Genomic DNA, 12,051 nt, shown 5'->3' with positions numbered 1-12,051 from the left:
CACTCAAGAAGGAAAAGCGGATCAAGTGCGATGGATCACAAATGATTTTTCAATGGGGGTCTGGTGAACGGTTACATCAAATCTCTATCAAGTGGCCACTCTTTTAGCAGCTGGGGATGATAACCTTCTGGATAATACAAAGACTCATCAATTTCTAAATCACGGATCTCTTGCTCTTGAATATCAGCCCGTGAATTCTTCGGCATAGGCACTCTGAACACCTCTCCATCATTGAGGTTGAACTGTGGCGCTCGGTTATTCGGAAAATCAGGAATAATCCCCTCTCGAACCCAAGCTTTATCCGGCGTGACATTAGCAACGATCATATCTGGCGCACCAAAATGATATGGCCCTTTCCAATGCTCACGTACCTGAGCAACCGTTTCGTTATTGTAATATGGGTCAAATTCCATATGCGTTGTCATGAACAGGCGCGGTTGCACTTCATTCGCTAACCAACCAGCGGCGAACGCTGACGTATGATGAGTATCAATGGTGTAACGCGTAAGGAACGCCGGGACACCTTGCACAATCGATGAGAGCCCAACTAGCTCTGTTTGTGTTTCTGTGACAAATAAGTCACAACCTTTCCCGTATTTCACATCAAGCTCGGTTGGCCGGCCATCACCCGTCCAGACAAAACACAAATTTTCATCGTCATTGATTGTCCAATCTAAACGGTAAGCTGACGCGCCATCTTTTGCGTGTGAACGACGCCAGTGGGAAACTTTTACACCATCCACATCATAGATAATTCCCCCATCATCTTTAAAATCGAACTCAACAACTTCGATGTCATTACCCGATGGGAATACGTCAAATGCATCTTGGTGCCAGGACAACATCTGCAACATGCCTTCTACCATATGGCGTGTACCATCTTCTGGGTTACGCCCTGATGGACCATAAATGGTCAGCGGCTTTTCCCAGCGTCCGTTCCACCCGCCAAATTGGTATAGGTAAGGTAGCGAGCCGAAATGGTCAACGTGTAAGTGGGTGATGAAAACTTTATCCAGTTCATTAAGCGCGACACCAGCACCGATGTAATTGGCTATTGATGCCTCACCCAAGTCGAACACGAAATTATCACCATTACCTAGCTCAACATAAATCGATGTATTCGCTTGTCCTGGGCGGATCATTGGCGATGTCCCCATAAAAGTAACTCGCATTTCGTTGTATATCAGCTCTTCCGTACGGGGATACCAGTTTGCAGCGGTTACCATGTGATCCATCGGCTCAATGCCATCAAACATCAAACCTTCTTTCCATAATTCTTCACCAGTTTGAATATCGTTTTTTAAACCACCTTGCAAAATGGCGTGTATTTCTTCTGGTGATGAATAAATCTTACCGCCTTGTTTCAATAACTCTTCGGTACTGACGTTTTGCTCGTAATTGAAATGCTTATAACCACTAAAACTGGCTGAATTCTCTGATTGATAATGTTCAAACGGATTATTAGCCAATGCGCTTGTCGAGACCAAAATTGCCCCTGCAAGTGTTGTTAGTGTTCTGCTATTCTTCATATGTAAGTGCCTACTGTGAATGAGAAAACAGGGCCACATCCATATGGGGTTTTGCCTGAGCCTATGAGTTTGCTACTCACTCCGTGCTCCGTTGATGAGCTAATTATGCCGATAAAGAGTTAACCGATATAGGGTCTGAACTTTAGATAAAACCTCACTTTTATTTATGTATCTATGGCTATATACAGCCTATGCATCAGTGAGGTTGCCCACTTTGCTCTCCTTCAATTAGCTCTTATACCAGTCTGGATAAGTCGTTGATCAAATATTTATATTGGTTGGTATTATGTTCCTCAGGCAAAAAAAAAGCCGCCCAATGGACGGCAAAAGCGAGGTCGTACAAACAAATAGTAAGTTATGTCAGCATATTCAATAAACTTGAGCGAGTGTTGGTAGTGCTGAAAATGCAAAAGTTAAAAGCAGTGCCAACAAATTAATTAGTCGATCTATAAACTTGCGGTAATTCACCGTTACTTCTCCGTCATGATTAGCAAGTCCATTTGCAAGTTACTATCATTTGGTGGCAATCATTTTGTGAATATCCGAGGTTTATCACTGTTACCCCACTGATGTTGGAGTAACAGTATTAAACACATCGTGCTTTATTTAAAGAAAGTCAACTTATGGTCATACATAAATTCTATTTATACCAGTCTGGATAAGTAATTGATCTATGTATTACGCAGGAAAAATGGCTGTTATCAAGGCAGAAATTGCAGTAACTAGTGGCTCTAATTACAAAATCTCTAACATAGATAGCAGCGATTTTAACCAGTAAAACGGATCAAATACTTATTTAGGTTGGTATTATATATTCAGGTGTTTTTTAAGTTGCTCACGGATGGTTTTATGAAGGGGATCATCAATATAACGGCGATGGTAAACCATCTTAAATGCAATATCTTCCAGCTCGAAGGGAAATTTATGTACCTTTAACCCAAGTAATGGCGCTAATTTATCTGCAACAGAAGCACTACTTGCTCCAAGGTAATCACTATTAGCAACCAAAACCAACATACTCGAAATGGAACTTGTTTCGATGGCAACATCTCTTGGCTTAACAGGCACTTTTGATAAAAAATTAAGCGTATCCAAGTCAGCTCGCTTCAGTTTAAGGGCGACATGCTTTTCATTATAAAATTCCTCAAGTGTTAGGTCACCTTGTAGCCTTGGATGATTGACGCGTGAAACACAAACCGGTGTTTCTAAGCAGCAATCCTCCGTAATATACGCATGCTGTTTAGTGGTTATCACATCGATAGCAAGATCAACCTTCTGTGTCATCAAGTCATCAAAGATCTGCTCTTCGCTCAACGGGCTTTCCATAAAAATAATATCAGGCGTACTGGCAACGATGTGCATCAACGCCTCATGGCAATAGACTTTAATCGTATTCTTCTGTGTCTCTATCGTTTCCAATACCGAAAGTGGTGACTCGATTTTATTGGCAAGGGCTACTGCAGCGCCTGTAGGGGAGATACCTCGCCCTTCCCTCACAAACAACGGCTTACCAACTATCTTCTCTAACCGCCTAATGGCTGCACTAACCGCTGGTTGGCTCAGTTCAAGTTGCTCGGACGCCAGGGTAATTGAGCCATTTTTGTACACGGCAATAAAAGTACTTAGCAGATTCAGATCCATCTTCAAATGCTCCTTTAGGCTAATGCCAATCCGTAATATAACCTTTGTACGGGGCCACACCTGTTTACCAACCGAAAGAGAATGCCACCTATACAACCCGAGATGACTTTTAATTCGCTGAACTGGCCGTCACTTAAACTATAACGCTTTTTCAATGGCTTCTACCATTGCTGATTCTGTGGGGCTAATTTGGCTAGAGTAATGTTAATTGAGGTATCCGATCACTTTTTTGGTTCTGACCTCGGTTAAGAGACTTAACCCCCAGTTGATCCTTGATACATGACTGACTCCTAATACCAATAAGCCGCAAAAATTGCGGGAGTAAAGCACACATTAAGTATGTATTGGCCCGATGAACTGATCACAACTTGCTCGCTAATTAAGCATATACCACCCTATCCCTTTAACCCTATCGCCTGCTCCATTACACTTGGCCTGTTAAAATCGCAGTATCACGCCGAAGGACAGTTCGAATGCCACAAGTAAACATTATTCCAAACCCTCAAATCGCCATTATCTTCAAAGGTTGGGCTGAAGACTGGGCCAAAGAAGGTCAAACAAATCAGAAAGACATGGCCAACAAGTTCCACACCGTATACCGAATTGCGGCTGACATGTTCATCAAAGGCGGTGAAGTCGATATGGAATTTCTAACGGCTTTGTTTGAGGACTGTAAGCAGAAGCTTGAAAATGCCCAAGCGATGAATAACAAAGTAAAGCTGATGTTTAAAGAAGACGACGAACGCGCTGACGCGATCATCGCCAAAATTAACACCACAGCACAAGATGCCGCACACGTGGTACGCTACCTAGGCCAGCTGCTTAAGCCTTCGCCAGCGCATTAGTACCAGCCAAGTAAAACACTTAAACCATTTATTGGCTTAGAAACCGTTGGAAAAGTGGACGAGATAGCTGGGTATGACTCGCTTAAAGCGTATCTCTCCACTTTACCAATGCATGAATATGTTCCGGCCCAATACCACAGCAGCCACCAATCGTCCTCGCACCAGCTTGATACCAGCACTTAGCAAAATCTACATAATCACTCGGTGAAAGCTCCCGTACTGCCTGTAAGGTATCGTTGGCCTGATGATCAGACTTTATTGGCGTGAAATTATTGGCATAGGCACCAATTTCTATATCCGCATTAAAACCATCAGTAACCGCTTTGGCCTCCTTAATCGCTAGCTCCATGACCTCAGGCACCGAGCAATTAAAGAAAATACCCGCTCCGCCCACCTCACAGACTCGCTTAGCCGCCTTATTGACAGGCTCACCGGATCTTAATCTACCCTCTCCCTCTGTATCATCAAGAGTGAAGGCGTAATAACATGGTTTATTGGTGTCACTCAGAACAGCTTGAATCACCTCGAACTCGTCAAGACTAGAGATAGTCTCTGCAATCCAAACATCAACATACGGGTCTTGCGCACCAAAGAGAGACGTAAATATACCGACAGCCTTAACGGGGTTGAAAAGATCCGGTCGATAACTCCCAAAAGCCGGTGGAATGCAACCGGCTACACGTACTTCTCGTTCGCTTTCTGCTACAGCAGACTGAGCGATAGCAGCGGCCTCACCGGCTAAACGAGGGCCATCGGATGCATACAGGGTTTCACCAAGATGAAAAGGGACGCAAGCATAACTATTGACAATAATGATTTCAGCACCACTTTCAATAAAGCGCTGGTGTGCCTGATAGACATACTCAGGGGATTCAATAAGTGCCTGTGCACTCCATAAAGGCTGGGAGAAGGGTGCTCCAATGCGTTTGAGCTCACGCCCCATTCCACCGTCAAGTATGGTTACTTTCTTCATGATAAACTCTATACAACTTAACTACTGATTTAATTGAACCATAATGCCAATAAACTCACCGAATGAACATTCAATACGGCTTGATACTGATACTGGGGTAGCGTGTCACCTGTCACGTTTTCACTTTTTTAAAGTCGAAATTTCACCTTTGCCTTAATGCCAGTAGTGATGGCTTTATCGATATTAAATATCCAGCGCGACTACATCGAAAATAGCGTTTTATTCCACCAATTATTTCTATACGCTTAAGCCGATTTTGAACATAAAGGCTATAAGTACATGAAAAATCTATATATTGCTGCCGTTACACTTGCTATAACGTTGTCTTCCCAAGTCAGCGCAAACGATGAAAACCGCCAGCGTTTAGGTATTGGTTATAGCACGACTGATGCTGAGGTGATGGGGCTAAGCTTTGGGTATGGGGATGGTATCAAACTTGAGTTTGGATATGATTTCAACAAATACCTTAGCGCTCACGTCTCGTACGAGCAAAATAACGAAAGCATTTTGCGTGGTGATACACTGAAGCTAGGTGGCGATGCCGGCTATACATTCTACAGAGAAAATGTCTCGATAAAGCCTTTCATTTCAGGTGGTCTCTATTTATATGACGAGAACTTCTATGATGACAATGGCGTATATTTCGGCTTTGGTGCACGAGCATCTTATAAAAATTTCTATGTTGATGTAAGACAAGAATTTTTTGACATGGAAGATCAGGGCGTTGACGTTGATATTGACCAATTTTCCGTTACCATTGGCCTAAAAATCTAACCAATAATACCAATCTGGATAAGTCGTTGATCAAGTATTTGCACTGGAAAAATCGTTGTTATCAAGGCAGATATTGCAGTAACTAGTGGCTCTAATGACAAAATATCTAACGCAGAGAACAGCGGTTTTAACCAGCAAGACTGATCAAATATTTATGTAGGTTGGTATAAAGTAGCCAAATTTAAGGCAACGAAATACTTTCTGTCGTAACACCTGTTACATATAAGAAAAGCGCTACCTGAGTAGCGCCTTCATAACGGTATAGTAACTATTAAAATAATTACTTAGCTTGGCACAGCTTAACTGCATTGCCCAATACATTCAGGCAAGTTAAGCGACCTACTCCACCCGGTACAGGTGTAATCGCCGCATCGGATAGATGGCCATCTTGGTGCTTAATATCACCCACCAACTTACCGTCGATACGGTTAATACCCACATCAATGATCAATTGACCTTCAATAAACTGAGTATTATCCAACGTACCGTGGTAACCGGTTGCAACCACAATGACATCGAACTTATTCCAATCAACAGCCGCTAGATCTGATCGGCTGTTAAAGCTCGATATCGTACTCTGACGATTGATTAGCTCAATAGCCAGAGGCTTACCAACAATGTTACTACGACCCAGAATAGCAACCTTCAAACCCGGGAAGCTAAACTCACCGCAGTGCAACTCGATAATATCAATCGCCGCCTGCACTGTGCATGGAAGTACCGGGTTCTGCCCTAGTACCAACTGTCCGAGCGCTTCAGAACCAAACCCATCGACGTCAACCGCAGCCGGTAGATCTGGAGCTTCCAAACCGTTAGGTAAAGGCAATTGGAATAAGATAGGATGATCAGTTTTCGCAGCCAAGCTATCGAGATCGCCCTGTGTTGTCCCTTCTTCAGGAAGGATAATATGATGGCAAGGAAGTTCAAGAGCCTCAAAAAGGCGAACCTTGTTTCTCACATAGACCTTACTAGCAGGATCATCACCGACAGTAACAATAGTCAGTTGAACGGGCACGCTGTCTGTATCGATTATCTCTTTAAGTTCAGCCAACTTGGCTTCATAGAGTGTATTAATTACTGCTTTCATACTACTTACTGTTTGTGACGAATCTCTTGTTTATAACCAACTGATTCTACTTCAACATTGAGATAGGACAATTAAAATGTGTTTGTTATCACATAATTGCCCTATCTCTACAGATTATGCAGTAACTGGTGTCGCTTCAACCACTTCTTGCTCTTTAGCGCGTAGTACTTTCGTTACGTGCACTTTCATCACAACAGAAATCGCCAACGCCACTGTCAAGATACCCACGAAGATATACATAGTCATGGTGTAGCTACCAGTAAGGTTACGCACGAAAGCCGCTAGTGATGAGCCAGATAGACCCGCAAGCGCCCATGCTGTAAGTACGTAGCCATGGATTGCACCTAATTGCTTGGTACCGAAAAGGTCACCGATATATGCTGGAAGTGTAGAGAAACCACCACCGTAACAAGTCATGATAACGAAGACGACGGCTTGGAAAGCAAGTGCGTGTGAAAGTGAAGGCAACATAAAGAAAGCGACAATCTGGATAACAAAGAACATCATGAATGTGTTCGGACGCGTCAGATAATCAGAAGCTGCAGACCATAGTAGACGACCAAGGCCGTTTAGTAGGCCCATGACACCAACCATCGTTGCTGCTTCCATTGCTGTTAGACCCGCAATTTCCTGTGCCATCGGTGATGCCGCAGAAATAATAGCGATACCACAAGTGATGTTGATGAAAATCATCACCCAAAGGCCCCAGAACGTTGGAGTACGTACCGCATCGTTAGCACTTGATTGGTTCAGATCACCTGCTGGTTTTTTAGCAACAGTACCGGCTTCTTTGGTTTCAATCATAGAAGCTGGCTTCCAACCTTCTGGTGGACGCTCTAAGTAAAGCGATGCAGAAAGCATAACAACAAAGTATGTCGCACCCATGATGTAGAAAGTAGAGGACAGACCAACAGCACTAATCAATGCTTGTATTACTGGGCTTGCAATCATGGAAGCAAAACCAAAACCCATAATTGCCAAACCGGTTGCTAAACCACGACGGTCAGGGAACCACTTAATAAGTGTCGAAACCGGTGTAACATAGCCCATACCAAGGCCGATACCCGCCAAAACACCATAGCTAAAGTACAGCATGTATAGACTTTCCATCGCAACAGCGACACCTGCGCCGGCAATACCTATACCAAAGAAGCTAGCAGCAATCATGCCTGTGAAGCGTGGCCCTTTTTTCTCAACCACATGGCCCATTACCGCTGCAGAAGCGCCAAGGAAGAAAATAGCGATACCAAAGGTTAGCGAGATCTGTTGTAAATCCCAACCAAAAGCCTCATGAAGCGGATTGGAGAATACACTCCAAGCATAAACTGAACCAATGGAAATATGAATACCTACCGCAGCGAGAGCTATTAACCAGCGGTTTTTCACTTGTGCTGTTTTCATTTTTGAGTTACCTAAAATTCGAAGACAGCAATACACTATATGAAATAAATTGTGAGAAAAACAAAGGCAAAATGCCGCTGGCATTACTAAAAGTTAATGCTGAAATAAAGATTTTCAATGGCATACAAAATGAAATTAGGCGTTTTTTTAAGATTATAAAACACATAAAAGAACACCTTTTAAGCTATTGATAAAATTAATATTTAATACTTTCATCATGATTTAACACACTTCAAACAACTCGGTATATCCGCGGTATCTGATCGCTCGCTCCTACTATTTGCAATCTAACTTTCCATTCTTGGTAGTTATTTTTTGAAATAGCAGCGCTAAGTTTGTCTAAATATTAATCAACAATACTGATTACAAAAATCAAAAGTTAAAGATAAATTGATAGTAAATTGACAATTCCCTGAAAAACAAACGCTATTTTGCTGGTTAAATATCGATTCAACCAATACAAAAGCACAAAGCAAAAGAGTGAGGGCTATATGGATCAGGCAGAAGGTTTACGAAGCATTTTTCAGCGTCAGCAGTGTATTCAACAAGTACGCCGCTATCACAGACAAATCAGGGAGGCAGTTGCTCATGGTAAAACACAAAAAGTAAGTCAGTTACTTCATTTATTAGAAACCGCACAACTACAGTTGGAAGCAACCTATGATCAACCATCAAGGTTTGTTCACTAGTCAGTAATGGCAAAATTACAGGCAACACTAACGTAATGGAATTCACCCTACCAACGATCACAGAAGTATTTACCTGCAAGCTAGCTAAAACGTATTGGTTACCCGTTACGCCGTGATTCGCAGTAGCCATTACCAAGCTGATGCATTGGTTTATTGTGGCGGTAACACTTGGGTATTGTACAAGACATTACATGACCTTGGCCTTATCGGGCGTATACAGCTAATCAATAACCCTCATTTATATCTACCACTTTATATACCAAATACCGTAGCCTTAGAAACATCCACCACATAATTACAGGCCAATAGATTGCGGCCAATAAGAAGCTTGTCAGACATCAGGCTTCTGTCTTTTAGATTCGCTTCAACACTGTAGTCGCGAGTGGCCAAGCTCAGGTCCAGCTTTACGCTGTATCGCATTTCAGTGCCAAGGGAGTTTTGGATTTGGCGCACATGGGTGATCTTCTTGCGCATGTGTACACTTTCACCCTGTTCATTGGCTGTGATGAAGTTAATCATCTTACCAATGTTGTCTTCTGCTTCGTTCGAGAAATCTTCTATCTCAATATTGGTTGCGTGAAGAGAGGTTCGGGTAGCCCCGGTATCAATCCGTGAGCGAAAATTCAAATTGGCTACTGGTAAATAGAAGGTTTCTTTCTGTCCTATGACTTTTTTATCCGTCTCAATACCACACGTTTGTGCAGCATCTCCTTGAACATGACCTTGAGTGTGTTCACTCGCCGATACGCCTGCCGATAGCATGAGCGAAATGACGGATACGAACGCCCCTTTACTTCCTTGCACCTTCAACATGACAACTCCCTTTCATGTTATTCGTTCTAATATGACTTATACAGAAATCACTATCACTAAGCCTAAGAACATACTTGCAAAGTAAGTTGACAGCCTCAAGTAACAGCAAAAACCATTTACAATTTTCTACAAAAAACCGCGGTTATTGCTAACCGCGGTTTTGAATATAATACAAGCAGAGGCCTCAAACACTGTTTGAGGCCTTTTTAATTAAAAGTGGAATCTAGTAAAGAGCACGCTCAGTTCTTAAACCTTTAACCAAACTCACACACATCAACAGCAAGACAAAGCTAAATGGCAAGGCTGTTGCAACAACACCAGACTGGAATGCTTGCAGTGCTTCCGAACCACCAATCCATAGCATGGCCGCAGCAATTGCCCCCTCGACTGTTGCCCAGAAGATGCGTTGAGGTACGGGTGCATCGACTTTACCGCCAGCAGTAATACTGTCGATAACCAATGAGCCTGAGTCTGACGAGGTAATGAAGAAGATCAAAACCAAGGCAATAGACAACACTGAAATCACAGAACTAAACGGTAGTGCATCGTATACATGGAACAAGGTTAGCGAGATATCAGTCAAGCCATTCGCCCCTAGCTCACCGACTTTATTTACAACCTGATCGATAGCTATGCCACCGAAAATTGACATCCAGATAATAGTCATCAGGGTTGGTACAAAGATCACAGCGAACAAAAACTCACGCACTGTTCGGCCCTTAGATACTCGGGCAATAAACATACCGACAAATGGTGACCATGAAATCCACCATGCCCAGTAGAACACAGTCCAGCCATGCATCCAGGTGGTATCATCACGTCCATGCGGGTTACTCAACTCTACGATATTGCCAAAGTAAGCCATGAAAGTTTCTGGCAGTGCCACTTTCACCACATCAAAGCCAACGTATGCCACAAACACCAACAATACAAAGGCAAACACCATATTGACGTTACTTAGCAGTTTTACCCCGCCATCAATACCGCGGATCACAGAGAAAATCGCAATCGCCGTTACAAACGCAATCACGCCCATCTGCATACCGATACCACCTTCAGTACCGAACACATGGTTGATACCACTGGTTGCCTGCTGTGCACCCAAACCAAGTGATGTCGCCAAGCCAAACAATGTCGCCAATACCGCTAAGATATCGATAACGTGGCCCAGCCAGCCCCATGCCCTATCACCAAAAATTGGGTAAAACACAGAGCGGATAGACAGAGGAAGGCCCTTATTGAACGCGAAGAATGACAACGCTAGACCAACAATGGCGTAAATCGCCCAACCGTGGATACCCCAGTGAAAAATGGTCGCACCCATAGCCAATGCTTTAGCATCTTCGGTATACGGCTCAACATTGAACGGTGTACCCCACCAATTGGTGAAGTAGGCCGTAGGCTCGGCAACTCCCCAAAATAGCAAACCGATACCCATACCTGCAGCAAACAGCATCGCCAGCCAAGATACCCTGGAATGCTCTGGCTGAGCTTCTTTACCACCAATTCGGATCTTACCCAATGGCGAGAGCATCAACCCAATAGTGAAAACAAGGAAAAAGTTAGTCAGCCACATGAAGAACACATCAAAATCGTTGAGGATCCCATTTTTCACGCTGTTTAGCGCTTCTTTAGCTGTTTCAGGGTCGATGAAAAAAAGTGCGGCGAGGAAAATTAAGATGAGCCCAGCGCTGGTGCCGAACACAGGGTTATGTATATCAAAACCCCATTTCTGAATGTTGTCCTGACCCACCTGATAGTCGGTCGTCTCGATACTATATTTCTTTAGTACACTATCCATAATACTCTTTAAACGCTTTATTATTGATGCTTCCCTATCCAAGAAAAGCACATTTGAATTGCTAGTGACAATAAAACAATTTAGAGCACTAAACAATTAATAATGTCAACACAGGTTACCAGCTCTTGATAAACAATTCAAATACAGCAATATGATGGTTTTTTGTACTATTTATTGCACCCCATGACGATCTCATTGATACGGGCACTAAACATTGGACTACTAAACGTGTTATTTAGTGCTTCTTTAGGATTCGAAACATTATGTGCTTTAAGTAGCCAAAGAAGGTGGCTCAGATAGCGTTTATGACCTTCAATACTGCCGTATTTCAACCTCCAATTATTCGAAGCAAAGGCTAGGAAATAAAGTCATGAAAGACCACATAAATACAATATATAAAAACGGCAACCACCTAATAATTACGCTATGTTCCCTTAAGTTGTTGCTACACTTAAAGTAGGCAGCAACTGGAGGGAATTTTTATGCTCCAAGCCCACT

At 42.9% G+C, this 12,051-nt stretch carries 10 protein-coding genes; 3 read left to right on the top strand and 7 right to left on the bottom strand.

Annotated features, from left to right (window positions below):
* Positions 1-71 precede the first annotated feature (71 nt).
* Entirely contained in the window at positions 72-1,529 is a 1,458-nt protein-coding gene (gene gntH / locus NHN17_RS24315) for a guanitoxin biosynthesis MBL fold metallo-hydrolase GntH (RefSeq protein WP_255045251.1), read from the bottom strand.
* 807 nt (positions 1,530-2,336) lie between these two features.
* Positions 2,337-3,170, bottom strand: coding sequence for a LysR family transcriptional regulator (locus NHN17_RS24310; RefSeq protein ID WP_255045250.1), 834 nt, complete (start codon positions 3,168-3,170; stop codon positions 2,337-2,339).
* A 473-nt stretch (positions 3,171-3,643) separates the two neighbouring features.
* Between NHN17_RS24310 and NHN17_RS24305 the strand changes: the two genes are divergently transcribed.
* Positions 3,644-4,015, top strand: a complete 372-nt coding sequence (locus NHN17_RS24305) for a hypothetical protein (RefSeq protein WP_255045249.1) — start codon at positions 3,644-3,646, stop codon at positions 4,013-4,015.
* Positions 4,016-4,097: 82 nt separating this feature from the next.
* Here the strand turns inward: NHN17_RS24305 and NHN17_RS24300 are convergent, their stop codons facing one another.
* On the bottom strand, positions 4,098-4,988 hold the full coding sequence (locus tag NHN17_RS24300; RefSeq protein ID WP_255045248.1) for a homocysteine S-methyltransferase family protein: 891 nt from the start codon (positions 4,986-4,988) through the stop codon (positions 4,098-4,100).
* A 279-nt stretch (positions 4,989-5,267) separates the two neighbouring features.
* On the opposite strand from NHN17_RS24300, the gene NHN17_RS24295 reads away from it, so the two are divergent.
* On the top strand, positions 5,268-5,762 hold the full coding sequence (locus NHN17_RS24295) for an outer membrane beta-barrel protein (protein WP_255045247.1): 495 nt from the start codon (positions 5,268-5,270) through the stop codon (positions 5,760-5,762).
* A gap of 280 nt (positions 5,763-6,042) precedes the next feature.
* Here NHN17_RS24295 and NHN17_RS24290 read toward each other — a convergent pair whose 3' ends face one another.
* Together NHN17_RS24290 and NHN17_RS24285 are read right to left on the bottom strand one after the other, a co-directional pair.
* Complete coding sequence (locus tag NHN17_RS24290; RefSeq protein WP_255045246.1) at positions 6,043-6,849, bottom strand: bifunctional 5,10-methylenetetrahydrofolate dehydrogenase/5,10-methenyltetrahydrofolate cyclohydrolase; 807 nt, start codon at positions 6,847-6,849, stop codon at positions 6,043-6,045.
* A 114-nt stretch (positions 6,850-6,963) separates the two neighbouring features.
* Complete coding sequence (locus NHN17_RS24285; RefSeq protein ID WP_255045245.1) at positions 6,964-8,250, bottom strand: L-lactate MFS transporter; 1,287 nt, start codon at positions 8,248-8,250, stop codon at positions 6,964-6,966.
* Between the two features lie 491 nt (positions 8,251-8,741).
* Between NHN17_RS24285 and NHN17_RS24280 the strand changes: the two genes are divergently transcribed.
* Complete coding sequence (locus tag NHN17_RS24280) at positions 8,742-8,939, top strand: hypothetical protein (protein ID WP_255045244.1); 198 nt, start codon at positions 8,742-8,744, stop codon at positions 8,937-8,939.
* Between the two features lie 252 nt (positions 8,940-9,191).
* Here the strand turns inward: NHN17_RS24280 and NHN17_RS24275 are convergent, their stop codons facing one another.
* Entirely contained in the window at positions 9,192-9,752 is a 561-nt protein-coding gene (locus tag NHN17_RS24275) for a putative ATP-dependent zinc protease (RefSeq protein WP_255045243.1), read from the bottom strand.
* A 223-nt stretch (positions 9,753-9,975) separates the two neighbouring features.
* Positions 9,976-11,553: a BCCT family transporter gene (locus tag NHN17_RS24270; protein WP_255045242.1), complete on the bottom strand. Its 1,578-nt coding sequence runs from the start codon at positions 11,551-11,553 to the stop codon at positions 9,976-9,978.
* Positions 11,554-12,051: the final 498 nt, after the last annotated feature.

Source organism: Photobacterium pectinilyticum, from assembly GCF_024357955.1.
Taxonomy (GTDB): domain Bacteria; phylum Pseudomonadota; class Gammaproteobacteria; order Enterobacterales; family Vibrionaceae; genus Photobacterium; species Photobacterium pectinilyticum.
Note: the sequence above shows the minus strand (reverse complement) of the source record. Positions and strands in the feature narration are given on the sequence as shown.

Coding starts and splice junctions, on each gene's coding strand:
- NHN17_RS24305 (WP_255045249.1), top strand. CDS start 3,644: ATGCCACAAGTAAACATTATTCCAAACCCTCAAATCGCCATTATCTTC.
- NHN17_RS24290 (WP_255045246.1), bottom strand. CDS start 6,849: ATGAAAGCAGTAATTAATACACTCTATGAAGCCAAGTTGGCTGAACTT.
- NHN17_RS24300 (WP_255045248.1), bottom strand. CDS start 4,988: ATGAAGAAAGTAACCATACTTGACGGTGGAATGGGGCGTGAGCTCAAA.
- NHN17_RS24275 (WP_255045243.1), bottom strand. CDS start 9,752: ATGTTGAAGGTGCAAGGAAGTAAAGGGGCGTTCGTATCCGTCATTTCG.
- NHN17_RS24310 (WP_255045250.1), bottom strand. CDS start 3,170: ATGGATCTGAATCTGCTAAGTACTTTTATTGCCGTGTACAAAAATGGC.
- NHN17_RS24295 (WP_255045247.1), top strand. CDS start 5,268: ATGAAAAATCTATATATTGCTGCCGTTACACTTGCTATAACGTTGTCT.
- gntH (WP_255045251.1), bottom strand. CDS start 1,529: ATGAAGAATAGCAGAACACTAACAACACTTGCAGGGGCAATTTTGGTC.
- NHN17_RS24285 (WP_255045245.1), bottom strand. CDS start 8,250: ATGAAAACAGCACAAGTGAAAAACCGCTGGTTAATAGCTCTCGCTGCG.
- NHN17_RS24280 (WP_255045244.1), top strand. CDS start 8,742: ATGGATCAGGCAGAAGGTTTACGAAGCATTTTTCAGCGTCAGCAGTGT.
- NHN17_RS24270 (WP_255045242.1), bottom strand. CDS start 11,553: ATGGATAGTGTACTAAAGAAATATAGTATCGAGACGACCGACTATCAG.